Source organism: Planctomycetota bacterium (genome assembly GCA_035574235.1).
Classification (GTDB): Bacteria; Planctomycetota; MHYJ01; order MHYJ01; family JACPRB01; genus DATLZA01.
Window position 1 is genome coordinate 1 of sequence record DATLZA010000104.1, and the last position, 26094, is coordinate 26094.

Annotated in this window: 19 protein-coding genes; 13 read left to right on the forward strand and 6 right to left on the reverse strand. The window is 71.4% G+C overall.

Translation table 11 applies throughout. The features are described 5' to 3' along the window. Nucleotides 1–1179: serine/threonine-protein kinase (locus tag VNO22_09355; protein ID HXG61570.1), on the reverse strand; the 1179-nt coding region annotated here is incomplete at its 3' end. A gap of 129 nt (nucleotides 1180–1308) precedes the next feature. Between VNO22_09355 and VNO22_09360 the strand changes: the two genes are divergently transcribed. Continuing rightward, on the forward strand, nucleotides 1309–3096 hold the full coding sequence (locus tag VNO22_09360; protein HXG61571.1) for a PDZ domain-containing protein: 1788 nt from the start codon (nucleotides 1309–1311) through the stop codon (nucleotides 3094–3096). Between the two features lie 24 nt (nucleotides 3097–3120). Next, nucleotides 3121–3639, forward strand: coding sequence for an O-acetyl-ADP-ribose deacetylase (locus VNO22_09365; protein HXG61572.1), 519 nt, complete (start codon nucleotides 3121–3123; stop codon nucleotides 3637–3639). 4 nt (nucleotides 3640–3643) lie between these two features. Here VNO22_09365 and VNO22_09370 read toward each other — a convergent pair whose 3' ends face one another. The 3 genes from VNO22_09370 to VNO22_09380 all read right to left on the reverse strand — a co-directional run bounded on the left by VNO22_09370 (nucleotide 3644) and on the right by VNO22_09380 (nucleotide 6425). Then, complete coding sequence (locus VNO22_09370) at nucleotides 3644–4411, reverse strand: sigma-70 family RNA polymerase sigma factor (protein ID HXG61573.1); 768 nt, start codon at nucleotides 4409–4411, stop codon at nucleotides 3644–3646. Between the two features lie 68 nt (nucleotides 4412–4479). Further along, the gene (locus VNO22_09375; protein ID HXG61574.1) at nucleotides 4480–5535 is read right to left on the reverse strand and encodes an agmatine deiminase family protein; all 1056 of its coding nucleotides are present in this window, start codon (nucleotides 5533–5535) and stop codon (nucleotides 4480–4482) included. Beyond that, on the reverse strand, nucleotides 5532–6425 hold the full coding sequence (locus VNO22_09380) for a carbon-nitrogen hydrolase (protein ID HXG61575.1): 894 nt from the start codon (nucleotides 6423–6425) through the stop codon (nucleotides 5532–5534). The genes VNO22_09375 and VNO22_09380 overlap by 4 nt, the downstream gene beginning before the upstream one ends. A 177-nt stretch (nucleotides 6426–6602) precedes the next feature. On the opposite strand from VNO22_09380, the gene VNO22_09385 reads away from it, so the two are divergent. From VNO22_09385 to VNO22_09425, 9 genes are all read left to right on the forward strand, one after another. Then, nucleotides 6603–8177 (forward strand): LamG-like jellyroll fold domain-containing protein, encoded by a 1575-nt coding sequence (locus tag VNO22_09385; protein ID HXG61576.1) that lies wholly within the window; start codon nucleotides 6603–6605, stop codon nucleotides 8175–8177. Between the two features lie 75 nt (nucleotides 8178–8252). Next, nucleotides 8253–9485 carry a carbon-nitrogen hydrolase family protein gene (locus VNO22_09390; GenBank protein ID HXG61577.1) on the forward strand — a complete coding sequence of 411 codons (1233 nt, stop codon included), beginning with the start codon at nucleotides 8253–8255 and terminating at the stop codon, nucleotides 9483–9485. Between the two features lie 56 nt (nucleotides 9486–9541). Then, on the forward strand, nucleotides 9542–10915 hold the full coding sequence (locus VNO22_09395) for a BNR-4 repeat-containing protein (protein HXG61578.1): 1374 nt from the start codon (nucleotides 9542–9544) through the stop codon (nucleotides 10913–10915). A 9-nt stretch (nucleotides 10916–10924) separates the two neighbouring features. Continuing rightward, on the forward strand, nucleotides 10925–13603 hold the full coding sequence (locus VNO22_09400; protein ID HXG61579.1) for a PVC-type heme-binding CxxCH protein: 2679 nt from the start codon (nucleotides 10925–10927) through the stop codon (nucleotides 13601–13603). After that, a complete protein-coding gene (locus VNO22_09405; GenBank protein HXG61580.1) occupies nucleotides 13600–14769 on the forward strand; it encodes a M14-type cytosolic carboxypeptidase in 1170 nt (389 codons plus the stop codon). The genes VNO22_09400 and VNO22_09405 overlap by 4 nt, the downstream gene beginning before the upstream one ends. 12 nt (nucleotides 14770–14781) lie before the next feature. Next, complete coding sequence (locus VNO22_09410) at nucleotides 14782–16797, forward strand: acetylxylan esterase (GenBank protein ID HXG61581.1); 2016 nt, start codon at nucleotides 14782–14784, stop codon at nucleotides 16795–16797. A 69-nt stretch (nucleotides 16798–16866) separates the two neighbouring features. Beyond that, nucleotides 16867–18723, forward strand: a complete 1857-nt coding sequence (locus VNO22_09415; protein HXG61582.1) for a sigma-70 family RNA polymerase sigma factor — start codon at nucleotides 16867–16869, stop codon at nucleotides 18721–18723. 16 nt (nucleotides 18724–18739) lie between these two features. After that, nucleotides 18740–18967 carry a hypothetical protein gene (locus tag VNO22_09420; protein HXG61583.1) on the forward strand — a complete coding sequence of 76 codons (228 nt, stop codon included), beginning with the start codon at nucleotides 18740–18742 and terminating at the stop codon, nucleotides 18965–18967. A 57-nt stretch (nucleotides 18968–19024) separates the two neighbouring features. Further along, nucleotides 19025–19813: a hypothetical protein gene (locus VNO22_09425; protein HXG61584.1), complete on the forward strand. Its 789-nt coding sequence runs from the start codon at nucleotides 19025–19027 to the stop codon at nucleotides 19811–19813. 6 nt (nucleotides 19814–19819) lie between these two features. Here the strand turns inward: VNO22_09425 and VNO22_09430 are convergent, their stop codons facing one another. Together VNO22_09430 and VNO22_09435 are read right to left on the reverse strand one after the other, a co-directional pair. Then, nucleotides 19820–21250 carry a DUF1501 domain-containing protein gene (locus VNO22_09430; protein ID HXG61585.1) on the reverse strand — a complete coding sequence of 477 codons (1431 nt, stop codon included), beginning with the start codon at nucleotides 21248–21250 and terminating at the stop codon, nucleotides 19820–19822. After that, the gene (locus VNO22_09435) at nucleotides 21240–24395 is read right to left on the reverse strand and encodes a DUF1549 domain-containing protein (protein ID HXG61586.1); all 3156 of its coding nucleotides are present in this window, start codon (nucleotides 24393–24395) and stop codon (nucleotides 21240–21242) included. Before VNO22_09435 ends, VNO22_09430 begins: the two co-directional genes overlap by 11 nt. 49 nt (nucleotides 24396–24444) lie before the next feature. On the opposite strand from VNO22_09435, the gene VNO22_09440 reads away from it, so the two are divergent. Both VNO22_09440 and VNO22_09445 read left to right on the forward strand, forming a co-directional pair. Then, nucleotides 24445–25158 (forward strand): sigma factor, encoded by a 714-nt coding sequence (locus tag VNO22_09440; protein ID HXG61587.1) that lies wholly within the window; start codon nucleotides 24445–24447, stop codon nucleotides 25156–25158. Continuing rightward, nucleotides 25155–26094, forward strand: a 940-nt coding sequence (locus VNO22_09445; protein ID HXG61588.1) for a serine/threonine-protein kinase, incomplete at its 3' end; no start/stop codon positions are given. The genes VNO22_09440 and VNO22_09445, both read left to right, overlap by 4 nt.

Consider the following 26094-nt stretch of genomic DNA (forward strand, 5'->3'; position numbering starts at 1 on the left):
GAGCGCCCCCACGAAGGCGGCGCCGAGCGCCCCGACGGCGGCCGCGGCCCAGGGCCAGCGGGAGGGCGTGCGGCGCGCCGTGAAGCGCTGCGTGGGATGCGCCTTGTGAAGGACGTGCGCCCGGGCGGCGTGCTGGCGCGCCAGGTGCGGCGCCGCGCCCTCGCGGATCTTCCGCAGATCCTCCAGGAGGTCCGCCGGGCGCGCGTAGCGCTCCGCGCGATCCTTCGCCATGAGCTTGCGCAGCACGTGCGCGAAGTCCTCGCTCAGCCGCGGCGCGTGCCGGCGCGCGTCCGGCACCGGCGCGTTCAGGTGCAGGCTCATCGTCTCGGCGGCGCTGCGGCCTTCATAGGGATGGCGCCCCGTGACGAGGTAGAAGAGCGTCGCCCCCAGCGAGTAAAGGTCCGCCCGGATGTCCACGTCCTTGTCCCCGCGGATCTGCTCCGGGGACATGAAATAGGGCGTCCCCACGGTCAGCCCCTCCTGGGTGAGCGACTGTTCGGCGCCCGCCGTGGATTTGGCCAGACCGAGATCGCAGAGCTTGACCGTCCCGTCCGGGGTGATGAGGATGTTTTCCGGCTTGATGTCCCGATGCACGAGATTGTGGCTGTGGATGTACTCGAGGACCTCGGCCATCTGGAGAGCCACCTCGAGCGCCCGCGGCTCGTCGAAGACGCCCCGCGTGGTCACGATCTCCCGGCAGCTCTTGCCGGTGACGAACTCCATGACGAAGTAGTAGAGGCCCCCCGAGGCCCCGGCATCGATCGCGGCGATCAGGTTCTTGTGGCTGAGCTGGCCGGCCGCGTGCGCTTCCTGGAAGAAACGCGCCACGTAGGTCTTGTCCCGCGTGGCGGAAGCGTGCAGGATCTTGATGGCGACCACCCGGTTGACACTCGCCTGGATCGCCTTGTAGACGGCGCCCATGCCGCCCTGGCCGATCTTGGCCAGGAGCGTGTACCCGGGAATGGGGCTCACCTGAACGCCCAGCTTCCGGAGCACCGCCTGATGCTGAGCGGCGGTGAGGAACCCCTTCTTGACCATGATCTCGCCGAGCGGCTCGTCCACGCCCATTTCGCGCATGCGGGCCTGGACCTGCATGCACTCCTGGACCTGAGCTTCCGAGACGAAGCCCAGGGCCGCCGCCGCCGCCCCGTACGAGCTTTCGCCGTGTGCGCCGTTCATGGGCCCCTCTAGACTATACGGCCGGCCGCCCCGTTCCCCTGCGGGGAACGATTCAAATGTGGAAGGGCTTCTCGATCCGCGGGGGAAATCGGTTCCCCCGCATGCCGTAAAGATAGTAGGATCTTTACGATGCGTCGCTTCCGGGCGCCCGTGTGGGCGGCGGTCCTGCTCGCCGCCGCCGGGGCCGGCCGATCCGCCGCGCAGGAGGCCGTCCCCGTCCCCGACGTCCTCTACGAAGTGGACGTCACCCGCCCGGAAAGCGGCCGGATCTCGGTCTCCATGACCCTCCGGGATCCCGGTCCCCCCGGCGAGGTGCGCGTCTCCATCCCCGCCTGGGCGCCCGGCGCGTATCGTATCGTCAAATATGCCCGCGCCGTCGCCCTCGTGACCGCGCGCGACGCTCAGGGCCGCCGCCTGGCCGTCACCCCCGTCGACGACCAGACGTGGTCCTTCCGCACCGCCGGACCCGGACCCGTCACCGTGAGCTACGAGCTGGCGGTGGAGCCCTCCCGCTTGAACCGCGACCACTGCTTCCTGGCCGGTCCGGATACGTACTTCTACATCGTGGGCCGCAAGGAGGTCTCCTGCGGCGTGCGCTTCCGCCTGCCGGCGGGCTGGAACGTGGGCACCGGGCTGCGCCGCGCCGGCGACCTCTATTGGGCCCCCGATTACGACACCTTCATCGACTGCCCCACCGAGCTCGGGCGGTTCGAACTTCTCGAATTCCGCGAGGACGGCGCCCGCTATGAACTCGTGATCCACGCCAAGGGCCCCGTCCCCGGCGCCCGTCTCGTCGCGATGTGCCGCAAGATCGTCCGGGAGCACAACCGCATGTTCGGCGGTCCCCCCTTCGACCGGTACGTCTTCCTCTATCACTTCCTCGACGGCGTGGGCGGCCGGGGCCTCGAGCACCTCAACTCCACGGACATCTTCCTGCCCTATTCGGCGGTCGTCGCCGATCCCCTGATCGCCGCCTCGGTCACCTCCCACGAATACTTCCACCTGTGGAACGTCAAGCGGATCCGGCCGCTCGAGCTGGGTCCCTTCGACTACACGGGGCCGGTCCGCTCCCGGCATCTCTGGTTCTGCGAAGGGGTCACGAGCTATTTCGGCGACCGGGCCCTGGCCCGCTGCGGGATCTGGACGGAGCCGCAGTATCTGGCGCATCTGGCCGGGGAAGTGGAAACCCTCCAGAATAATCCCGACCGCAAGGTCACCTCCGTCGAGAAGGCGTCGGAGTCGGTGTGGGACCGCAAGGACTGGCCGCGGGTGGACTACTACAACAAAGGAGAGCTTCTGGGGCTCCTGATCGACCTGCGAATCCGGACCCAAAGCGGCGGGAGGAAATCGTTCGACGACGTCCTGCGGCATCTTTACGAGACCTGGTGCGTCCGACCCGCCCGCCAGGGCAAAGGTCCGATCGGCGTGGGATATCCCGAGGACGGCATTCTCCGGGCCCTGGAAGAGGTGACGGGCGAGGCGTGGGACGATTTCTACGCCCGCTACATCCGGGGCGTCGAGGAACTGCCGTATCGGGAGGTGCTGGAGCCGGCGGGGCTGGTGCTCGATTCCCAGGTCAGCCGGTCGCCCGACCTGGGCGTGGAGCTTCGGGGAACGTCGGTCCTGAGCGTCCCCGCCGAGAGCCCCGCCGCCCGCGCGGGGCTTCAGGCGGGCGACCGCCTGGCCGCGATCAACGGCACGGCCGTCAGCCGGGCCACCCTGCGTGAGGCGCTGGCGGCGCTGCGTCCCGGCGACCCGGCCGACGTGTCCGTTCTCCGCGACGGCCGCCGGGTGGATCTGCGGGTCCCGGTCGTCCTTCGCGAGCGGACCTCCTTCCGGCTCCGCCGGGCCCCTTCGCCCACGGAGTTTCAGAAGGCGCTCCTGGAGGCCTGGTTGGGCAAGCCCGCCGACTATTGATCCGCACCGTTTTCCGGGTGAACGATGCCGACCTCCGTCGAGTTCCTGAAGGGCGACATCACGCAGGTCGCCGCGGATGCCATCGTCAACGCGGCGAACAGTCGGCTGGCCGGCGGCGGGGGGGTGGACGGAGCGATTCACCGGGCCGGCGGACCGCGAATCATGGAAGAATGCCGGAACATCGGGCACTGCCCGACCGGAAGCGCCGTGGCCACGACGGCGGGAAACCTCCCGGCCCGTTATGTCTTTCACGCCGTGGGACCCGTCTACGGGGGACGGGAAAAGGACGTCGAGCAGCTGGCGTCCTGTCACCTTCGGTGTCTGGACCTGGCGGCGGAAAAAGGCTGCCGGTCGATCGCCTTTCCGGCGATCTCGACGGGGGCCTACGGGTATCCCCTGCCGGAAGCCGCGGCGATCGCGACCGGCGCGGTCAAAGGCTGGCTCCAGCGCAACCCGGACAAGCTGGACAGGATCCTCTTCGTCCTTTTTTCGGACGACGCGTACGAGGCCTATCGCCGGGCCTGGGCGCGGCTGATGCGCTGAGACGTCATCCCGTTTTCCCGGCGCGCCATTCGTTGCGGATCTCGGACCAATCCGTCGATTCGGAGCAGTCCAGGAGCTCGTAGGCCGCTTCCAGCCGGGCCTCGAGCGCGGCTTCGGGAATGCCGAGCCGGGCGGCGGCCTCGACGTCGGAAAGGCCTTCGAGATGCCGCGCCACGATCGCTTCCCGGAAGGCGGGGCGAAGCTTCAGAACGTCGGCCAGCGTCGGCGCGCGGCGTTCCGGCCGTGGGGCCACGAGCGTCGTGAAATGGCCGGCCAGGGCGGAGCGCAGGCGCGCGTAGGCGCGCTCGCAACGGGCGTGGACGGTCACCATCGAAAGGTTCAGCCGCGCGGCCGCCTCCTTGCGCGAAAGGCCTCCCTTGTGGACAAGCTCGAGCACCTCGCGCTGCCCCGGGGGCAGCTGCTGGAGCGTGCGGGCCAGAAGGTCCCTCATCTCGCGCCGCACGAGCTCCGTCCGGGCGCCGCAGGACGTCCGCGCCAGGCTTTCCATGTCCTCCTCGGGTCGCGGGCGGCGGCGCCGGAACGACAGGTGCCGCGCGATTCCCAGAAGCCACACCGTAAGGCGCCGGGGGCGTTTGCCCTCCTTGAGCCCGTCCAGGCCGGCCAGGAGCGCGTCCTGGGCCACGTCCTCGGCGTCCGCCAGCGGCAACCCGCGCTTGACGGCGAACTCTCGGACCCGCGCGTAGTAGCGGCGGTAGAGCTCCTCGGCGGCGGCCGGGTCTCCGGACGCCCAGCGTTCGATCAGATCCTGCATGGCGGAATCCCCCTTCTTCCCAGGTTGTGCGTCCGTTCCGGCCGGAATCGACGGCGAAATGAACGCGGTCATCTCGGTTCCTGCTGCGTCGCGCAGTGGAGGGTCCCCAGGCCCCACACGAAGTCGACGCAGTGGATGCCCACGACCTCGCGGTCGGGGAAGAGTTCCGCCAGAAGCCCCAGCGCTGCGCGGTCGCGGGGATCGTTGAAGGTGGGCACGAGGACCCGACCATTGGCGATATAGAAGTTCGCGTAGCTGGCCGGGAGGCGCATTCCTTCGAAGAGGAGAGGCGCGGGCATGGGCAGGGGGATGACCTCGATCCGGCGCCCTGAGGCGTCCCGGGCGCCCTGGAGGCGTTCCCGGTTTTCCTCGAGCGGCCGGTAGTTGGGATCCTTCGGGTTGTCCTCCCGGCACAGGACCACGCGGGCCGGGCCGACGAACCGCGCCAGATCGTCCACGTGGCCGTGGGTGTCGTCGCCGGCGATCCCGCGACCCAGCCAGAGGACTTTCCGGACGCCGAGGGCCTCGGCGAAGATCCGTTCCAGGTCGTGCCGGCCCAGGCCGGGGTTGCGGCACTGGACGCGGCGCGACAGGAGGCACTCTTCCGTGGTCAGGAGCGTTCCTTCGCCGTCCGTGTCGATCGCGCCGCCCTCCATGACGACGGGGACGCCGCGGGCGGTCGCCCGGAAGGCGGGGATGCCGGCGATGCGTGCTATGGCCCGGCCCACGCGGGCGTCGCGCCGGTGGTTGGCGTATTTGGCCCAGCCGTTGAAGCGCCAGAGCACCGCGCGGCGCTCTCCGTCGGCGCGCCGGACGATCGTGGGACCGGAGTCGCGCGTCCAGGCCCGGTCGGTGGGCACGGCGTGGAACTCGACCCGGCGGAGGTTCACGCCCGCGCGGCGCAACATGCGGGCCGCGGCCGCACGGACGGTCCGACCCGGCACGAGAACGGCCACCGGTTCGCCGCGCGAGAGGTGGCGGACGATTTCGACGGTGACCCACGGAATGGGCTCGAACTTTCCGGGCCAGTCGCGTTTCTGATGGGGCCAGGCGATCCAGGTGGCCCGGTGGGGGGTCCACTCCGCGGGCATCACGAAGCCCTGCGGGCCGGGAGGTTCGTTCATGGGGCGTCGAGCAGTCTTTGGGCGATGGGCGCGTAGGCGTCCACGCGGCGGTCGCGCAGGAAGGGCCAGTGTTGCCGGACGGTTTCCTGCCGGGCGGGGTCCACTTCGGCCAGGACGATCTCCTCGCGGTCGCGGGGCGCCTCCGCGAGCACCTTGCCGAACGGATCGCAGAGGAAGGAGGAGCCCCAGAATTCCAGGCCGCCGTCCTTGGGGCCTTCGTGGCCCACGCGGTTGATCGCGGCCACGTAGACGCCGTTGGCGATGGCATGCGCGCGCTGGATGGTGCGCCACGCGTCGAGCTGCTCCTGGCCGAACCGCGCCTTTTCGCGCGGGTGCCAGCCGATGGCCGTCGGGTAGACGAGCACGAGCGCCCCCTGGAGGGCCGTCAGGCGCGCCGCCTCGGGGTACCACTGGTCCCAGCAGACGAGCGTTCCGACCCGTCCGACGCGGGTGGGGACGGCGCGGAAGCCGAGGTCGCCGGGGGTGAAGTAGAACTTCTCGTAGTAGAGCGGGTCGTCCGGGATGTGCATCTTCCGGTAGATTCCCGCCAGGGATCCGTCCGCGTCGAGGACGACGGCCGTGTTGTGATAGACGCCGGCGGCGCGGCGCTCGAAGACGGATCCCACGAGGACGACGCGGAGCTTGCGCGCCAGCGCCCCGAGGGCCCGGGTGGTGGGGCCCGGGACCGGCTCGGCGAGGGCGAAGAGGTCGTGGTCCTCGGTCTGGCAGAAGTAGAGGCTGCGGAAGAGTTCCGGCAGGCAGACGAGGGCGGCGCCCTCGCGCGCGGCGCGGCGGATCAGGCGTTCGGCGGAGGCGAGGTTCCGGGCGGGGTCGTCGGTGCAGCGCATCTGGACGAGCCCGATCGTGAACTTGCCGGCTTGGGGGGTCATGGCCGTTCGGTGGGGAGGATAGCGGAAGGGCGCGGCGGGGGCAATGAATATGGGGCGCATCGTTTATGGAGCGCGAGGCGCGCGGCCGGCGCCGAGCGGCGCGCCGCGCTTGCGCCGGAGGGGCGGTCGGCGTAGAGTAGAGCGTCGGGCGAGCCGGCGAATCAAGGAGGGCATGCCATGAGGACCCTCACCGGCGCCGCGCTCATCCTCTCCTTCGCAGGCTCTTCCGCCGCCGACGAATCGCGCCGAGCGCAGGAGCTCGCCGTGCGCAAGGCCGTGGAGGACTTCAAGGCGGCCATGCAGGAGGCCAAGGGGCTGGCGGAGAAGGTTCAGGCCCTTCGGAAGCTCGGCGACGTTCAGCCCCGCGATGCCGCGTTCGTGACGGCCATGGCCCGGTATCTGGCCCCCGGTCCCGGCGATCTCCATCACGTCCTGCCGCTGACGACGATCGAGGTGCTCGAGAAGTTCCGCGGCGTGGGGGCCGCCTCCCAGGCGCTTCTTTCGGCGCTGCCGGGATACCGGAAAAATCCGTATCTCTCCTCCCGCATCGTCGCGGCGCTCGGCCGCGTGGGCCACGAGTCGGGGCTTTCCTATTTCGAAGAAGTCATGCGGGGGAAGGATCCGGACGCGGCCGTGCAGGCGGTGTGGTCCGTGGCGTCCTTCCCGCCGGCCGCGGCCGTCGAGTGGCTCTTCCGTGAGGCCGATCGTCTCGAGAAGGCGCGCGAGAAGGGCGGCGACGACGTCAAGAAGATGTACGACAAGGTCATGCCGGAGCTCGTCAAAGCCCTGCGCAAAGCGTCGGGGGAGCCGTACACCACGCTCATGGAGATGCGCATTTGGTGGCAGAAGCGGGGCGCGGAATTCAAGGCGCGCGCGAAGGAAGCTTCCCCCGGGGCGCCGGAGGAGGGCAAGGCCTCCGCGCCCGCCCGTCCGCCCGAGGCTCTGCCGCCGGTGTTGCTCGTGGAGTTTCTCTTCCGGGAAAACGGAGGCGCTTCGACCGCCAACACCGGCTGCTCCGGCGGGCACTATCCGGCGGCGTCGCTCGTGGCGGCCAAGCCGGCCTGGAGCACCGCCGCTCCGCCCAACGGAGGCCCCGCGTCTCTGGACTGGAACGCGTCGGGCGGTCCCTTCGCGGTGGACCTCGGCTCGGGCGGGGGCGTCGAGCATCTCAAGAATCTCAAGTCCTTCACGATCGCCGGCTGGGTCAACTGCCGCAGCGAGCGGGAAGCGCCCGGGGACAGGGCGGCCCCGGCGGGGAACCGGCTGGTGACCTGGCTCAATCACGGACGCGACGGCGTCGAGCTGGTTCATCGCTCGGACGGCAGCCTCCAGCTCGGGATCAACCAATGGGCCGCCGAGTCCAAGGCCGCCAGCGGTCCCGGCCGCATCCCGGTGCTCGACGACAAGGCCAAGGACGCCAACCAGGCGCTCAACGCCAACTGGCGCTTCTTCGCCGTGACGTACGACTCCACCGCCTCCGCGGGCCACGTGAAGTTCTACTTCGGGTCCGCGAGCGCCGATGCCAAGCCGGAGGCGACGGTGGACTGCCCGCGCGGGCCGGTCGGCGCCCGGATCGGGCAGACCCTCACGGTGGGGAACGTCAATCTGCCGACCCGCTCGATGGCTCCGGACCGCTCGTTCAAGGGGCTCATCGACGAGGTGCGGATTTTCGGCAGCGTGGTGGACGGTTCGGGGGCGCTGGCGCCGGCGGAGATCATCCGTCTTCAGGACCGGCAGCGCGAGCGGGATTAGTCTCCAAAAACCTTGATCCGCGGCGCCCGCGGGGGTATTCGTGGCGGGTGAGGCCCGCCCGAAAGGAGCTCCGCCATGTGGCTCGCCGCCCTCGCGCTCTCGGCTCTTCAGGACGGCGAGGCCGGGGAATGGACCCCCGCCTCCGTCCGCGACGCGCTGGCGCCGCGCTCGTGGGTCGAAACCGTGGACGGCGTTCGATGCCTGGGCCTGGCCGGCCGCGGCGACGACGCCGTGGACGGCCGCTGGACCCGCACGGTTCCCGTGGAAGCCGGCGCCTGGTACCGCTTCTCCGTCCGTTACCGGGCGCGCAACGTCCGGCAACCCGCCCGCAGCGTTCTGGCGCGCCTCGTGTGGCTGGACGCCTCGGGCGCCCCGATGCGCCCCATGGAGTATCCCTACACGGCGCTCCATGCCGATCCGGACGGCTGGACCCCCATGGCGGGCGTCTACCGCGCCCCCGAAAAGGCCGCCCGCGCGCGCCTGGAGCTTCACCTCCGATGGGCCGCCCACGGGGAGGTTCTCTTCCGGGACGCCGCGCTCACGCCCGCCGCGCCGCCCGCCCCGCGGCGCGTCACGCTGGCCGCCGTCCACCACCGGCCCCGCAAGCCCGCCACGCCCCAGCAGAACCTCGAGCGCTTCGGGAGTCTCGTCGAAGAGGCCGCCCGCCGCAAGGCCGATATCGTGTGCCTTCCCGAGGGAATCACCGTCGTCGGCACCGGACGCACGTACGCCGACGTGGCCGAGCCCGTGCCCGGCCCCACCACCCGCTTCCTCGGCGAACGGGCGGCGCGCCTGCGCGTGTGGATCGTGGCCGGAATCTACGAGCGCGACGAGGGCCGCGTCTACAACACCGCCGTCCTCCTGGGACGCGACGGCTCGCTCGCCGGCAAGTACCGAAAGGTCTGCCTGCCCGACGAGGAAATCGAGGGAGGCATCACTCCCGGCACGGACTATCCCGTCTTCGACACCGATTTCGGCCGCATCGGCCTTTTCATCTGCTGGGACGTCCATTTCCCGGAAGTGGCGCGCGAGATGGCCGCCCGCGGCGCCGAGGTGCTCTTTCTTCCCATCTGGGGCGGCAACGAACTCCTGGCCCAGGCCCGCGCCGTCGAAAACCAGGTGTACGTCGTCGCCAGCGGCTACGACTTCCGCACCGGGATCTTCGACCCCACCGGACGCCGCGTGGCCGACGCGTCCGCCGATCCGGAGGTGATCGTCGCCGAAGCGGATCTCAACGAACGGCGCCTCTGGCCGTGGCTCGGAGAATGGCGCGCCCGCATCTGGCGGGAAGGCCCGCCCCGCCGCTGAGGCGCCTCCGCGCGGCGAAGCGGCGCCCGGCCGCCGGACGTATCTAGAGAGGAACCATGGGGTGGACGCTCGGAGGGTGCGCGCTGTGGGCCCTGTCGGCGGCCTTCTCCCTTCAGGACCCCTGCCTCCGGGACGACGGCTACCGGGGACTCTGGTACGCCAACCAGCCCTCGGGAGACGAGTACGGCTATAAGTACAGCGGCGGCTTCGCCACCTACCCCCAGCAGCATGTGCCCATCGCCTGCTACAGCCCCGAGGCTCGGAAAACCTTCTTCTGCTACGGCGGCCGGCCCCGCGATACGAACCGCCTGCTCCACATGGTCTCCTACTACGACCACGCCACGGGCCGCGTCCCCCGGCCCGCCGTGCTTCTGGACAAGAAGACCGACGACGCGCACGACAACCCCTCGCTCGCCCTGGACGCCTCCGGCCACCTGTGGATCTTCTCGAACGCCCACGGGACGTCCCGGCCTTCCTACATCCATCGGAGCGCCCGGCCGTATTCGGTGGACGCCTTCGAACGCGTCCTGGAGACGAACTTCTCCTACGGGCAGCCGTGGTACCTGCCGGGAAAAGGCTTCCTCTTCCTGCATACCCGCTACTCGCCGGGACGCCACCTCTTCTGGAGCACAAGCCCCGACGGGAAAACCTGGTCCGACCCCCTCCCGCTGGCGCGCGTCGCTTCCGGCCACTACCAGATCAGCGCCTCCGACGGCCGCCGCGTGGCCACCGCTTTCAATTACCATCCCCTTCCGGGCGGCCTCAACGCCCGCACGAACCTTTATTACCTGGAGACCCGCGACGCGGGCCGGACCTGGACGGACGCCGCCGGCCGTTCCGTGGCCCTTCCCCTGACGGAACCCCGCAACGCCGCTCTCGTGAGGGACTACCAATCCGAGAAGCTCCTCGTCTACCTCAAGGATCTGGCCTTCGACCGCCGGGGGCGCCCCGTCGTCCTCTATCTGACCAGCCGCGGATACGCCTCCGGCCCCGCCAACGACCCGCGCACCTGGCGCACCGCCCGGTGGACGGGCGAATCCTGGGAGTTCCGCGACGTGACGACGAGCGATCACAACTACGACTTCGGCTCCCTTTATCTGGAAGAAGACGGCACCTGGCGCCTGATCGCCACGACCGACCCCGCCGCCCAGCGGTACGTCACCGGAGGCGAGGTGGTCCTCTGGACGAGCGCCGATGAGGGCCGGACGTGGACCAAGGTCCGGGCGCTGACCGCGCGCAGCGCGCGCAACCACGCCTATCCGCGCCGGCCCCTCAACGCCCACCCGGAGTTCTACGCGCTCTGGGCGGACGGCGACGCCCTGCGTCCCTCGGAGTCGTTCCTGTACTTCGCCGACCGGGAGGGAGCGCGCGTGCGCCGCCTTCCGCCCCTCATGGACTCAGAAACCGCGGTCCCCGAAACCCTCTGGTAGGACACTCGCATGCTTCACGCCCTCGGAATGGCGCTCGCCGCTCTGGTGCCGCAGGACGTTCCCCGCCCCGAAGCGCTCGATGCGCGGCTCGAAGTCCGCCTCGTCGCCGCGGAACCGGACCTCGTCACCCCCACCTCGCTCGACGTGGACGCCCGCGGCCGGATCTGGGTGATCGAATCCAACACCCACTTTCCCCCCAAGAACTACAAGGGCCACCCGACCGACCGCATCCTCGTCTTCGACGATTTCGGCCCCGACGGACGCGCCCGGCGCCGTTCCACCTTCGCCGACGGCTTCCGCTACGGCATGAGCCTCATGCTCCGGCCCGACGGAGACGTCTTCTTCGCCACCCGCTGGGAAATCCTCTCCCTGCGCGACCGGGACGGCGACGGCGCGGCCGACGAGCGGCGCGTGCTCGTGCGCCTGGACACGAAGGGCGATTACCCGCACAACGGTCTCTGCGGCTTCGCCCTCGACCCCGAAGGACGCCTCATTTTCGGCCTCGGCGAGAATCTCGGGGTTCCCTACACCCTCGTCGGAAGCGACGGCAAGGAACTCACCGGCGGCGGCGAGGGGGGCAACGTCTACCGATGCCGGACGGACGGTTCGGACCTCGAACGCCTGGCCACGGGCTTCTGGAATCCGTTCCACATGACGGTGGACGCCTTCGGGCGCCTCTTCGTCGTCGATAACGATCCCGACTCGCGCCCGCCGTGCCGGCTTCTCTACGTCGTGCCGGGCGCGGACTTCGGCTACCGCTTCCGGAACGGCCGGCGGGGACTGCACCCCTTCACGTCCTGGAACGGAGAGCTGCCCGGCACGCTCCCCATGGTGGCCGGCACGGGAGAGGCGCCTTCCGGCATCGTGGCCTACGAGGCGGAGGCGTTCCCGGACGACTACCGGGGCGCGCTTCTGGTGACCTCCTGGGGGGACCACGCTCTGGAGCGGTATCGTCCGGAACCCCGAGGCGCGTCCTTCTCCGCGCGGACGGAGCCCTTCGTGCGGGGGGGCGAGAATTTCCGTCCCGTGGGGATCGCCGTCGCCCCGGACGGGTCGCTCGTCGTCAGCGACTGGGTGGACAAGTCCTACACCCTCCACGGCAAGGGCCGGATCTGGCGGATCCGGTCCCGCGAGCCTCGCCCGCCGGGGCTTCCCGCCGGCGACGCCCGCGGGCGCATCCGCGCCGTCCGCGCCGCGCCCGATCCGGCGCCTTTCCTCGAAGATGCGGACGAGCGCGTCCGCGCCGAGGCGGTTCGGCGCCTGAAGGGCGCGGAAGACCGGCTGCGGGAGGCGGCGCTCCGCGATCCGTCCAAGCACGTCCGGATGCACGCCGTCCTGGGACTTCGCCGGCCGGAGTCGGCCCGCGCGGTGGCGCCGCTTCTGGCGGACGAAGATCCGTACCTCTCGGCGGCCGCCGTCGAGGCGCTCTCGAGGCTCGCCGCGCCGGACCTTCTGCGGGAACTCGCCGCAGACCGCGATCCCAAGATGCGTCTGGGCGCGCTTCTGTCGATGCGCCGGCGGGGCGGCCCCGAATTCCGGGCCCCGGATCCGAAGTTCCTGGAAGATCCCGATCCGGCCGTGCGGCGCGCGGCCGTTCAGTGGGTCGGGGAGGAGGGACTCACCGAATTGCGCGAGGCCATCGCCGCGGCCGCCGCCCGGCCGCCCGTCACGAGGGACCTCTTCGAGGCGTTCCTCGCCGCGGTCGGATTCCTGGACGCCCGCGAACGGGCCGCGGCCGATCAGGCGGGTCCGGAATTCTACCTCCTCAAGGTGCTCGACGCCCCCCGGCAGGCGCCGGAACTGCGCGCGCTCGCGCTGCGCCTCCTGCGTCCCGACCACCCCCGATTGGCGACCGATCGTCTCAAGGACTTTCTGCGCGCGGACGCTCCCATCCTGCGGCTCGAAGCGGTGCGGATTCTGGCCGGTCGCGCCGATCCGGAGTCCCAGAAGCTGCTTCGGACCGTGGCCGGGGATCCGTCCCGCTCCGAGGAGGAACGGCGGCAGGCGATCGCGGGACTGGCGGCCGCGGCCGCCCCGGGACCCGAGGCGCGCGATCTTCTTTTGTCGCTCCTCGACGATCCCCGCTTCGAGGAGGACGCCCTCGCGACGCTGGCGGCCTGGGCGTCGGATCCCCCGGTGCGGGCGGCGTTCGAACGGCTCGCGGCCCGCGGGCGTCATGCGGAGAAGATCGCGCTCGCGCTCGGTCGGGAGTTCCCGGAGCGTCCCCGAACGCTCGAGGAATGGCGCCGGGCCGCCTCCGGAAGCGGCGATCCCGCCCGCGGAGAGCGGGTCTTCTTTCATCCCAAGGGGCCGCAGTGCGCCCGCTGCCACCAGGTCAACGGCCGCGGCGGCATCGTCGGCCCGGATCTCTCGATCGTCGGAAGCGCCCTGACGCGGGAGCGCCTCCTGGACTCCATCCTCGAACCCTCCAAGGAAGTGGCCCCCATGTTCGTCCTTTGGCGCGTGCTGACCCGGGACGGAAGGGTTCTCGACGGGCGCCTTCTGCAGGAGGACCCGTCCGGGACGCTCGTTCTCATCGACGCCCAGGGCCGGACGACCTCGATCCGGGCCTCCGAGATCGAGGAGCGCCGGCCGTCGCAGCTGTCGATCATGCCCGAGAACCTTCAGGCCGCGATGACGCGGCAGGAGCTTCGGGACCTCCTGGCGTTCCTGGAGAGCCTCAAGTGAAAGCGGCGCTTTCGGCGGTTTGGGTTCTGGCGGGATGCGCGTCGGGGATCACGATCTCTTCGGATTTCGAAGGCGGAAGCCTCGGGCCCGTCGAGAGGCTTTCGGAGACTCGGTTCCGGGCGCGGGTGCCCGGCCAGGCGGACCACGAGGGCCGCAACCGGCAGGTCACCTGGTATTTTTTCCGCGTGGACGGGGCGCGCGGACGCGAAGTGTCCGTGACGCTGACGGACCTGCGCGGCGAGTACGACTACCGCCCCGGAGCGATCGGGATCGACGAGCGCACGCCGCCCTGGATGAGCACGGACGGTCGCGCCTGGACGCTCGTTCCGGGCTGGGAGGCGGACCGGGAGCGGGCGGAGGCCACGCTGAGCTTCACGGCTCCGGCGGATCGCGTGTGGGTGGCGCACCTCGAGCCGTATCCGTGGTCCCGGCTGGAGGCGTTTCTCGCGGAGATCCGCGGGCATCCCGAGCTTCGGACGGACGTCTTCGGGCGGTCGGTCGAAGGCCGGGAGCTTCATCTTCTGACGATCGGGCGGGGGCCGGCGGCGATCTGGCTCATGTGCCGCCAGCACGCGTGGGAGAGCGGAACGTCCTTTGTGGCCGAAGGGGCGGTCCGGTACCTGCTTTCCGCCGAAGCGCGCGAGGTCCGCGAGCGGGCGACGTTCCGGATCCTGCCGATGATGGATCCGGACGGGTGCGCCCGGGGCGGCGTGCGCTTCAACCGGCACGGCTTCGATCTCAACCGCAACTGGGACGTGGCCGATCCGGCGGATCCCGAATCGCGGCGGCTCATGCCGGAAATCTGCTCCGCCAAGGAAGCGATCCTCAAGGCGGGACCCTTCCGGCTTTTCCTGACGCTGCACAACCAGGAGGCGGGGGGGTGGATGAGCGGCTCCGAGCGGCATCGCGCCGTGGCGGAGCGCCTGGTGGAGGCCCTGCGGGGCCGCACGCCCCTGGACCGTTCCCCTCGGCCGCCGAGGGCCAGGCCGCCGCGCGGCCGGGCGTCGGTCGTGGATTTTCTCGAGGGCGAGCGGGGCCTTCCGGCCTTCATCCTGGAGCAGGGGGTGGCGTGGGATCCGACGCTCGGCCGCGTTCCCTCGTCGCGCGACCGCCTCGAGTTCGGGCGGGTGCTCGTGAGGGCGATGGTCGAGGCGGCGGTCGATTAGGCAGGAGGAGCCATGGGAGTCCTGGCGACGCTGGTGCTGCTGGCTCAGGCCGCCTCGGGGACGTCCGTCCTGCGGCCCGAAGAGGAGCCCCGGAAGATGCTCCGGGCGTCGCTCCTTGCGGAATGCGGGCGGTTCTTCGAGGCCCGGCGCACGGCCGTGGCGGCGCTCAAGACCCCGGAGGACGTGCGCCGCCGCCAGGAGGAGCTGCGGGCGCGGTTCGTGCAGGCGATCGGAGGGTTCCCCGAGCGGACGCCGCTCCGCGCCCGGGTCGTGGGCGAACTGCGGCGGGACGGCTACCGGGTCGAAAAGGTGATCTACGAAAGCCGTCCCGGCCACGCCGTGACGGGGGCGCTCTATCTGCCGGAGGGCCGCGGGCCGTTCCCGGGCGTGCTCGTTCCCTGCGGGCACAGCGAGAACGGCAAGGCCGCCGAAGCGTATCAGAGGGCCTGCATCCTCCTGGCGCGCCACGGATTCGTCGTGCTCTGCTACGATCCGATCGGCCAGGGGGAGCGCAAGCAGCTGCTCCCCGCCGGGGGGAAACCTCTGGGAAGCACGATCGAGCATACGCACGTGGGGGTCGGGGCGCTCCTGGTGGGCTGGAGCGCGGCGGGCTGGCGGATCTGGGACGGGATTCGGAGTCTCGACTACCTGGCTTCGCGTCCGGAAGTGGATCCGGAGCGCCTGGGCTGCACGGGAAACTCGGGAGGAGGAACGCTGACGGCGTACCTCATGGCGCTCGATGGAAGAATCGGGGCGGCCGCCCCGTCGTGCTACCTCACGAGCCTCGAGCGCCTGTTCGCGACGATCGGCCCGCAGGACGCGGAACAGAACATCCCCGGCCAGGTGGCTTTCGGCCTGGAGCACGCCGACTACGTGACCCTGCGCGCGCCGAAGCCCACGATCCTTCTCGTCGGGACGCAGGACTTTTTCGACATCGGCGGCGCGTGGACGACGTTCCGCGAGGCCAAGCGCGTCTACGGCGTCCTGGGGTACGGCGAGCGGGTGGATCTGTTCGAGTACGACGACAAGCACGGCTTCTCCAAGCCCCGTCGCGAAGCGGCGCTCCGGTGGATGCGGCGATGGCTTCAGGGGAAGGACGACGCCCCGTTCGAGCCCGATTTTCCGGTCGCCCGGGACGAGGAGCTTCAGTGCACCGCGACGGGGCAGGTGCTTCGGGATCTCGGGGGGCGGAGCGTGTTCGACTTCATCGCCGAGCGGGCGGGGGAGCTGGCGGCCCGGCGGCCGCGCCTCGAGGGGGATCGCCTGCGCGCGGAGGTCGTCCGGCGCCTCGGGGTCGGGGACCTTCCGGGGGCGGCGGCGTGGGAGCCGCGCGGCGAGGGGCGGGGCGTGTGGAGGACGGATCCGGGGATTCTCGTTCCGGCGATCGTCCGAGAGGGAGGTTCGCCGCAGGGCCCGGTGGTGCTCGTCCTGCATGGAGAGGGCAAGGAGAAGGCCGCCCTGGGGGCGGATCTTTCGGCCGGGGCGCGCCGCGTGGTGGCGGCGGATCTGCGGGGAATGGGCGAGACGGCGCCGCCCCCGCGCGGCGGCGATTGGGACCGCTTTTTCGGTCCGGAGTGGCAGGACGTCTTCCTGGCGATGCACCTCGACCGGACGCTTCTGGGCCTGCGGGTGCGGGACGTCCTGGGGATCGTGCGGGCGCTGGAGGGAGAGCGCGTGCACGTGGTGGCCGTGGGGGCGGCGGTCCCCGTGGCGCTTCACGCGGCGGCGCTGGAGCCCCGCATCGAGCGGCTCACCCTCGAGGGAGGCGTGGTTTCCTGGTCCGCGGCGGCGCGCACGCCCGTGACGGTGCGGCAGCTGGCCCACGTCGTGCCGGGGGCGCTTGAAGCGTACGACCTTCCGGATCTGGCGGCCGCGCTGGCTCCCCGGCCCCTCGTGTTGCGTTCCGTGCGCGATCCGCAGGGGAATCCGATTTCCCGGCGCGAACTGGAGGAGGCGTATGCCGCCGCCCGGGAGTCCTACGGCCGGGCCGGCGCGGCGGAGCGCCTGGGGCTCGAAGCGGGCCCGTGAGGGCTTCGCTTTTTCCGCACCGCCGGAGGCGATCCGCGGGCACCCCCCGGTAGAATGAAGGCGGATCCCGTGACGCCCCTGCAGGACCGGCCCGACGGCCTCTCCGACGCGTCCGACGACGCTTCGCTCCTGCGCGGTTTCGTGGAGCGCGGCGATCGGGCGGCGATGGGGCTTCTCTTCACCCGCCATGCCGACGCCGCGTACCGCGTGGCGCTCCGGCTGTGCCGGAATTCCGCCGACGCCGAGGACGCCGTGCAGTCCGCGTTTTGCGAGGTGCTTCGCGCCGCGGCGAAGTACCGGGGAGAATCGGCCGTGAGAGCGTGGATCCTGGGCTTCGTGGTCAACGCGTGCCGGCACAAAGCGCGCGAGGAAGGGCGCCGCGCCGTCCGCGAGACGCGCGCCGCGCGCCCGGAGGGGGTTCCCGCGGGGGCCTCCGGGCCCGAGCTGCGGGAGGTCGTCCGCCGGGCCCTCGACGACCTTCCGGAGCCGTACCGGATCCCCCTGTGGCTGCACTACGGAGAAGGGCTCACGTCGATCGAGGTGGCCGACACGCTCGGGCTTTCGGAAAACACGGTGCGGAGCCAGCTCTCCCGGGGCATGGAGCAGCTGCGGACGCTTCTGGCGCCGCACGGCGCGGCGGTGTCGGCGGCGGCGCTCGTGGCCTCCCTGGCCGCGGCGGAAGCGGCGCCTCCGTCGCTGGCCGCGTCCCTGGCCGGGATGGTTTCGGGGGCGGGGGCGGTCGCGCCCGCGGCGGCCGCCAAGGCGGGGATCCTGGCCAAGGCGGCCTCCGGCGTCATGGCTGCCGCGGTCGTGGCCGGGACGGCCGCCGCCTTCTGGTTCGGGACGCTCGAGCCGCCCGCGGAGCGTCCGCCGGATCTGGCCTGGGTCGAGGAACGCGTCCGCCTCTGGCAGCCGCGTCCGGAGGAGCGGCGTTTCGACGAGATCGGCTGGGCGCGCGATCTGCGCCAGGCCCGCCGGCGCGCGCGGGAGCTCGGGCGGCTCGTGATGGTCCTGACCGCGGCGGGGCCCGTTCAGCTCGGCCGCACCGACGGGGGCTCGATTTCCCTGCGGGGCGGTCCCCTCTCGGACCGACGCGTGATCGATTGGATCAACCGGCGCTTCGTCCCGGTGTATCTCGTGGCCGGCGAGTATGCCCGCGACGGTTCCGCCCCGGCCGAGGAGAAGGAAGAGTACCGGCGGCTTCTGGCCGCCGTCTCGGCCGCGAATCTTTCGGCGGGCGTGGAGCGGCTGTATTTCTTCGAGCCCGGTTCGGGGAAGGTCCTGGAGTCCCTCAATGTCTGCCACGTCACGTCGGAGTCGCTGGCGGCGCGGCTGGCGGAGCTGGCGCGGGAGTCCCGCGGCGGGTCCGAGGAGCCCGCGGTCGCCCCGCGGCCGCAATCGGCGCCGCCTCCGGCGGGGCCCGGGGATCTCGTGCTCCACTTCGCTTCCCGCTATCTGGACCGGGACGGAAACGTTCCGCCCCCCGGAGGGTCCTATCACGCCTTTCCGCTGGAGCATTGGGTGGTTCTCGGGCGGTCCGCGTGGGAGGCGCTTCGGCCGCCGGAAGGCGCCGCGCCCGGCGCGCGGTGGGAGCTGCCGGCCGCTTTTTCGGAGCCGGTCCTGAAGCGGCTTTATCCCTTGACGGGCAATTTCGAAGACCCCTCCGGAAACGAACTCCGCGAGGGGAAGCTCGAGGCGGAGCTTGCGGCGGCGGGGGGCGGGCGGGCCTGGATCCGGCTGGGAGGCCGGGCGCGTCTCGTGCATTCGTTCTTCCCCGGAAAGGATCCGCGCGTCGTCGAGGCGCGGGTTGCCGGCTTTGCGGAGTGGGACGTCCGCGAGGACCGCGTACGGTCGCTGCGTCTGGTGACGGACGGGGCGGCGTACGGGAAGGATCCGTTCGGCACGGCGGTTCGATCGGCGCCATGAACGAGGAGGAAAGGCCATGCGCATCGGATGGGCGATTCTGGGACTGGCGGGCGCGGCGGCGGCCCAGGATCTTTCGTGGGTGGAGCGTCGGGTCGAGGAAAGTCAGCCGACTCCGGAGGAGCGCAAGTTCGACCGGATCGGCTGGGTGACGCGGATCGGCACGGCGCTGGAGCTGGCCCGCCGGCATCAGAGGCCGGTCTTTCTCTTCACGCACGACGGGCGGATGGCGCGCGGCCGCTGCTGAGGGGGCGCCTACGCTCTGAGAGCCGGGTCGCTCTCGAACGACGAGGTCATCGCCCAGGTGAACGCTCATTTCGTGCCGGTCTACGTATCGAACGAGGACTATCGGGGACCGGCGGCGAGCGCGCCGCCGGAGGAGCGGCGGCTGTACGAGGACGTGTTCCGCGCGGCGGCGCGGAAGAAGCTCTCGTCCGGCACGGTGCATCTCTACATTCTTTCGCCGGAGGGCGAGCCCGTGGATTCGATCCACGTGGCGGAGGCGCGGCCCGAGCGGGTGATCGCGGCGCTCCGGGAGGCGGCGGCGAAGTTCGGGACGCCGGCGGGACCGCCGGTCGTGGAGCCCCGCCGGCAGGCGGCTCCTCCGCCGTCCGGGCCGGGGGATCTCGTGCTTCACCTTGTGGCGCGCCGGGCGCCGGGCGCGTCGGGCGGGTTCTGGGGCGAGCTTCCCTCGGAGGATTTCGTCGTCTACTCGCCGGAGGAATGGCGGCGGTTCCTCCCGCCGCCGGGAGCGAGGCCGGGGGATTCCTGGGAGGTTCCCGCCGAGACGGCGCTTAAGCTGCTCCACCACTTTTATCCTTCGACGGAGAACAACGACGTATCCAAGAACAAGGTGGAGCGCGTCGCCGTGCGGGCCGCGTGGGTGGGTCCGGGCCGGGTGCGGCTGGACGCCGAGCTGCGGATGAAGCACCCGTTCTACCACCGGGAGGACGACGCGCGCGTGGAGGCGTCGGCGGCGGGCCTTGTGGAGTTCGACCCGTCGGGGCCCTCGATCACGCGGTTCCTGATGGCGACCGAGAAGGCCTCCTACAACGGCGGCGCGTTCGTCGTGGCGGTCCGCTCGATGCGGTAAGAGGCGTCAGCCGGTCGTCAGAAGGCGGTCGACCTGCCCTTCGTTGACCGTCGCCCGCTCGGGACGGCCCTTGTAGAAGTACGTGAGCTTCTCGTGGTCGATCCCGAGGAGGTGCAGGATCGACGCGTGAAGGTCGTGGACGTGCAGCGGCCGTTCCACGGCCCGCAGGCCCAGCTCGTCCGTGGCCCCGATCGTCCGGCCGCCCGGAAGCCCTCCTCCGGCCATCCACATCGTGAACCCGTACGGATTGTGGTCGCGGCCGTCCCCCTTTTCGGACATGGGCGTGCGGCCGAATTCGCCGCCCCACACGACGAGCGTCTCCTCCAGGAGCCCGCGGCGCTTGAGATCCGTCAGGAGCCCGGCCACGGGTTTGTCCATCGAGGCGCAGAGCGCCGCGTGGTTGCGTTCCAGGCCCGAATGGGCGTCCCATTTGCTCCCGGCCCCGTGGTAGAGCTGCACGAACCGGACGCCGCGCTCCACCAGCCGCCGCGCCAGAAGACACATCCGGCCGAAATTGGCCGTGGGCTTCTCGTCCATCCCGTAGAGCCGCCGCGTTTCCTCGGTTTCCCGCGACAGGTCCACCGCTTCGGGAGCCTCCGCCTGCATCCGGAACGCCAGCTCGAAGCTCCGGATCCGCGCCTCGAGCTCGGAGAACCCGGGCCGCGCCTGCGCGTGCGCGCGGTCGAGCTCCGCGAGGAACGCCCGCTTGGCTTCCTGACGGTCTCCGTCGAGCCCGGGGGGCGCCAGGAGGTTCGGGATGGGCTCCGGCCCCGCTTCGATCCGGGTTCCCTGGAAGACGGCGGGCATGAACCCCGCCCCCCAGTTGCGCGCTCCGTTCACCACGGGATCCGGATTGTCCTGCATCACCACGAACGCCGGAAGGTTCCGGTTCTCCGTCCCCAGCCCGTAGGTGACCCACGCCCCCAGCGACGGGCGCCCGCCGAGCACGGAACCCGTGTTCATCTGGCAGACGCCGCCCGCGTGATTGATTCCGTCGGCCACGCAGGAGCGGATCACCGTGAGATCGTCCGCACAGCGGGCCAGGTGCGGCAGCCAGTCCGAAATCCAGATCCCCCCGCGGCCGTGGCGCGCCCACGTTCGGCGCGAGGCCAGAAGCGGCGCGCCGTATTCGCCCATGGCCGTCACCACCCGGCCGAAGCTCGGCGGCAGCGGCCGCCCGGCCAGGCGGTTGAGCTCGGGCTTCGGGTCGAAAAGATCGATGTGGCTGGGGCCTCCCTCCATGAAGAGAAAAATGACGCTCCGCGCGCGCGCGGGATGGTGCGGCCGTCGGGGGGCCAGAGGATCCGTCTCCTGAGCGCGCGCCTCGCGGTCGGCCAGGAGCCACGAGGCCGCCACGGCGCCGAATCCCGCGCCGCCCCGCGCCAGGAAATCCCGCCGGGTCAGAAGCCGCTCGCGATGAGGAAGTCTAGTCCACATGGAAGAACTCCCCGCAGGTGAGAAGGACATGACAGAAATCCACCCAGGCCTCCTCGCTGCCGCCGGAAGCCGGGCGCGCGCCCCCGGCCAGGAGCGGCTGCCGTCCCGCATCGTCCGCGCGCGGACCCGGCCGCGTCTCGAACCGCCAGTGCGCCAGCACCTCTCCCCGCGCCTCTCCCTCGAGAAGCTGGCCCGGCACGAAGGGACCGCGGGACAGGCGCAGCTCGTCGATCAACCCGTCCCAGCCGTGCCCGGGCACCCCGTCCCGGCCGCCCACCACGAGCGCCGCCGCGGGACGCAGCGGCCCGGCGTTCCGCCGCCGCACCACCGCCGTCCGAAGCGGCGCGTCGGGATCGGAAAGGTCCTTGAGATGGAACGTCGCCACCGGCTCGCCCTCCGCGTTCGTCCCCAGCGCGAAGGCCGCATAGTGAAGCCGGTGAAGCTCCACCCGAAGGTCGGAGGGAATCACCTCGTAGCCCGCCGGTCCCACGATCTGCAGGACCAGGTTGCGCGGCTCATGACGGGACTTCCGGCTCGTGACGCCGAAGGACCACCCGGGACGGTCGTCCCGTCCCGCCCACTGGGAGACGATCACCCGCACGGAGGCGTCCTCGTAGAGGGAATCGAGAAGCACGACCGCTTCCACGGAGAAATCGAGCGAAGCCAGCCCGGGATCGGCGGGCAGCCGCAGCCGGTCCTCCGGATGGGCGCCCCGAATCCGCACGGAAAGGCCTCCCCGGTGGGGCGTGGGTTCCAGGACCGGCTCCCCCGGTCCGGAACGGATTCCGTTGCGGCCGGGCGCCCGCTCCAGGAACTCCCGCGCCCGGCGGCGTTCTTCCGAGGTCGGCGCGCGTCCGAAGGCCCACCGGTAGGCGGCCTCCACGCGCTCTTCGGGCGGAAGCGGCCGGAGCTTCGCCGCGAAGGCCTCGGCGCGCCGGAGCACCCAGGCGCCGTTCATGAGCAGGAGCGCCTGGGGGGCCGTGGTGGTGGAAAGACGCTCGGGCACGCTCGTGAAGGAATCCGGAGCGTCGAAGGCCTGAAGGAGCGGATCCCGCGTGTTCCGGAGGACCTTGGTGTAAATCGTGCGCCGGGGGCCGGAGGCGTCCGCGGAGGGCCCGCCCGCGGCTTCGTCGAGTTCGCCCGCGACGGCCAGCAGGGCGTCCCGCACCTCTTCCGCTTCCAGACGCCGCGGCGTGGCCCGCCAGAGGAGCCGGTTCTGAGGGTCCTTCCGGCGGCCGGGTTCGGGATCGGGATGAATCGAAGAGCGCCGGTAGGCCGCCGAGGTGAGAAGCAGCCGGTGCATCGTCCGGATCGACCAGCCGCTTTCCACGAACCGGCAGGCCAGCCAGTCCAGAAGCTCCGGGTGCGAGGGCGCCTCGCCCAGGCGCCCGAAATCGCTCGAGGTGGCCACCAGGCCCCGGCGGAAAACCCGCTGCCAGAGGCGGTTCATCATCACCCGCGCCGTCAGCGGATGGTCCGGCCGGGTCAGCCACCGGGCCAGCGCGGTGCGGCGGCCCGTGGAAAGGCCGGCGATCGGAACGATCTCGGGCGCCGGAAAGCCGAGCACCGTGGGGAAGGCCGGGGCCACGGGACCCCGCGGAGGGTTTCCCGGAATGAGCGTGGGGGGCGCCTCGGGGCCCACGTCGGCGGCCGCGAAGGCCGGGGGAAGCGGTTCGGGACGCAGGCCGTCGAACTCGGCCAGGCGGCGCTTCAGCGCCGACCAGCGTTCGCGGTCGGGACCCTTGATCTTGCCGTCGATGAGCGACTGTTCGTACAGGATCTGCCGCTCGGCCAGCGCGGCGATCTGGCGTTCGTAGGGAGTGCGCGCCGCCTCGGGCTTGCGGAGGATTTCCTGGGTTTCCGGGGGGAACTTGGCCGTGGCCGCCTGAGCGGCGCGCTCGAGATACGGTCGCTCGAGGGCGGCCAGCTCGGCGCGCACCGCGGCGGTTTTCTCCTCCCAGACCGCCCGCGCGGACCGGTACGCCTCGCGTTCCCGGGGCGTCGCCAGCGGCCGGTCGTCCCTCCAGAGAAGCGGCGTGAAGAACGCCTGAAGCGCGTAATAGTCGCGCTGGAGGAGGGGATCGAACTTGTGGTCGTGGCAGCGGGCGCAGCCCATGCCCAGGCCCAGGAAGACGTCCGCCGTGACGTCGGTGACGTCGTTGAGAATGTCCGCCCACTGGCGCGGCACGTCGCGCTGGTTGTATTCGTACATGCCGAGCCGGAGGTAGCCGGTGGCGACGAGGACCGAGGGGTCGTCGGGGGCGATTTCGTCCCCGGCCAGCTGCTCGAGGATGAAGCGGTCGTAGGGTTTATCCTCGTTGAAGGCGCGCACGACGTAGTCGCGGTACCGCCAGGCGTGGGGCCGGTAGGCGTCCTGCCGGTGCCCGTCCGACTCCGCGTAGCGCACGAGGTCCAGCCAGAACCGCGCCCAGCGCTCGCCGGTGCGCGGGTGGGCCAGCATCCGGTCCACGAGCCGCTCGTAGGCGTCGGGCGCCGGGTCGCGGACGAAGGCTTCGACCTCCTCGGGCGCCGGCGGCAGGCCGTGCAGGTCGAAGCTCAGGCGCCGGATGAGGGTCCGGCGGTCGGCTTCCGGGGCGGGGACGAGACCTTCGGCTTCAAGCCTGGCCTGGAGGAAGCGGTCCACGGGATTCCGGCAGAGCTCCGGGGCGCGGACGTCGGGCGGGGCCGGGTCGCGCGGCGGCCGGAAGGACCAGAAGGCGCGGTCGCGCTCGGTGATCTCCTTTTCGGGGCGCGTCCGGGGCGGAGCGGCCGCGGCGCTCCACGGGGCGCCCATCCGCACCCAGCGCTCGAGGATTTCGGCTTCCCCTCGGGGCAGGCGCTCCTTGGGCGGCATCCGCAGCTCCGGATCCTTCCAGGAGACGGCCCGCACGAGAAGCGACGCCCCGGGGTCTCCGGGGACGACGGCGGGTCCCTGGTTCCCCCCTTTCAGGACGGCGTCCCGGGAATCCAGGCGCAGGCCGCCTTTGACCTTGCCCCCTCCCTCGGCGCTGTGGCACGAGAAGCAGCGCGCCGCCAGGAGCGGGCGGACTTTGGCTTCGAAGAAGCGCTCGGGCGGCTCGCCGTCGTCTCCCGGCCGGGGGCCGGCCAGGAGCGCCGCCAGAACCAGGGTTTTCGGGCCCATCATCTCTCTATTCGCACGTCCCGGCGGGTTGTGTAATAGAATCGAAAGGACGATGGACGATCGGGCTTTTCCGGAGACGCACTGGTCGCAGCTTCTGACGCTGCGGAATCCGGCGCATCCCAAGCACGCGGAGCACCTGGAGCGCCTGGTGCGCCTCTATTGGAGTCCGGCGTATCACTACCTGCGGTCGCTGCGGGGCGTTTCCGCCGGGGACGCGGAGGACCTGACCCAGCAGTTTTTCACGCTGCTTCTCTCGCGGGGTTCGCTCCGCCGTCTGGATCCGGACCGCGGGAGCTTCCGGGGGTTTCTGAAGACGGCGCTCCGGCGGTTCGCGGTGGACGCCGAGCGGCGCGAGGCGGCGCGGTCGCCGCGGGGCGGCGCGCGGCTCTTCCGCTTCGAGGAGGCCGAAGCGCTGTGGCGGCAAGGGCGGTCACGGGACGCCGCGGGCTCTCCCGAGGACGCCTTCGATCGCGAATGGGCCCGGAGCGTTCTGGAGCGCGCGGTGGAGCGTCTGAAGGAGGAGCTCCAGGGCAGGGGCAAGGCGGCGGACTTCGAGCTTTTCCGCCGGTACTGCCTGGAGCCGGAGGGCGAGGCCCTTTCCTACGAGGCGCTGGCGCGGGAGCGCAAGTGCTCGGTGGACGACGTCCGCAACGCCCTGCGGGCGGTGCGCCGGCGGGGACGGGAGATTCTCGAGGATCTGCTCCGGGATTATCTTTTCCCCGGCGAGCGCCTCGAGGACGAGATTCGATTCATTCTGTCGCGATGAACCCGGATTCCTGGGACCGCGTCCGGCGGTTTTTCTCCGAGGAGGAGGACGTTCCGGAGGGGCGCGGGCGGTACGAGATCGTCCGCGAGATCGGCCGGGGCGGGATGTCCGTGGTCTACGAGGCGCGGGACCGGCGGCTCGGGCGGCGGGTGGCGCTCAAGGTGCTCAGGGAGGTCGGGCCCGAGCGGGTGCGGAGGGAAGCCGAGGCCGCGGCGCGCCTGCGTCATCCGAACGTGGTGGCGGTCCATGAGGTGGGTCCGGACTACATCGTCATGGACCTGGTCGCCGGCCGGACGCTGGCGGAAGCGATGCCGGAGCTGGACCGGGGGGAGCGCCTGCGGATCCTGGAAGCGGTGGCGGCGGCGGTGGCGCACGCTCATGCGCACGGAGTGGTGCATCGGGACCTCAAGCCGGCGAACGTGCTTCTCGAGCCGGACGGTCGGGTCGTGCTGACGGATTTCGGCCTGGCGCGGCTGGTGGGGGGCGAAGATCTGACGCGGACGGGCGCGGTGGTCGGGACGCCGCACTACATGGCGCCGGAGCTGGTGCGGGGAGAGGGGCACCGGGCGGGGCCGGCGGCGGACGTCTGGTCGCTGGGGGTGATGCTGTATGAAGCGCTGTCCGGCCGGAGGCCTTTCGACGGCGCGACGCCGCTGGCGATTTATGAGCGGATCGTGCACGCGGATCCGGAGCCGCTTCCGGGGGATTTCGGGGCGATTGCGGCGCGGGCGCTCGAGAAGGATCCGGCGCGGCGGTATCCGGACGCCGGGGCGATGGCGGAGGACCTGCGGCGGGCGCGCGCCGGGGAGCCGATTCGGGCGCGGCGGGTGGGGCCGCTGGGGAGGCTGTGGCGGCGGGCGCGGAGGAAGCCGCGGATCGCGGCGCTGGCGGTTCTGGCGTTGGGGGCGCTGGCGGCGGCGGGCGGACTGGCCGCGG

Coding starts and splice junctions, on each gene's coding strand:
- VNO22_09380 (HXG61575.1), bottom strand. CDS start 6,425: ATGACCCCCCAAGCCGGCAAGTTCACGATCGGGCTCGTCCAGATGCGC.
- VNO22_09420 (HXG61583.1), top strand. CDS start 18,740: ATGCGCATCGGATGGGCGATTCTGGGACTGGCGGGCGCGGCGGCGGCC.
- VNO22_09370 (HXG61573.1), bottom strand. CDS start 4,411: ATGCAGGATCTGATCGAACGCTGGGCGTCCGGAGACCCGGCCGCCGCC.
- VNO22_09375 (HXG61574.1), bottom strand. CDS start 5,535: ATGAACGAACCTCCCGGCCCGCAGGGCTTCGTGATGCCCGCGGAGTGG.
- VNO22_09390 (HXG61577.1), top strand. CDS start 8,253: ATGTGGCTCGCCGCCCTCGCGCTCTCGGCTCTTCAGGACGGCGAGGCC.
- VNO22_09360 (HXG61571.1), top strand. CDS start 1,309: ATGCGTCGCTTCCGGGCGCCCGTGTGGGCGGCGGTCCTGCTCGCCGCC.
- VNO22_09400 (HXG61579.1), top strand. CDS start 10,925: ATGCTTCACGCCCTCGGAATGGCGCTCGCCGCTCTGGTGCCGCAGGAC.
- VNO22_09410 (HXG61581.1), top strand. CDS start 14,782: ATGGGAGTCCTGGCGACGCTGGTGCTGCTGGCTCAGGCCGCCTCGGGG.
- VNO22_09365 (HXG61572.1), top strand. CDS start 3,121: ATGCCGACCTCCGTCGAGTTCCTGAAGGGCGACATCACGCAGGTCGCC.
- VNO22_09395 (HXG61578.1), top strand. CDS start 9,542: ATGGGGTGGACGCTCGGAGGGTGCGCGCTGTGGGCCCTGTCGGCGGCC.
- VNO22_09385 (HXG61576.1), top strand. CDS start 6,603: ATGAGGACCCTCACCGGCGCCGCGCTCATCCTCTCCTTCGCAGGCTCT.
- VNO22_09440 (HXG61587.1), top strand. CDS start 24,445: ATGGACGATCGGGCTTTTCCGGAGACGCACTGGTCGCAGCTTCTGACG.
- VNO22_09430 (HXG61585.1), bottom strand. CDS start 21,250: ATGTGGACTAGACTTCCTCATCGCGAGCGGCTTCTGACCCGGCGGGAT.
- VNO22_09435 (HXG61586.1), bottom strand. CDS start 24,395: ATGATGGGCCCGAAAACCCTGGTTCTGGCGGCGCTCCTGGCCGGCCCC.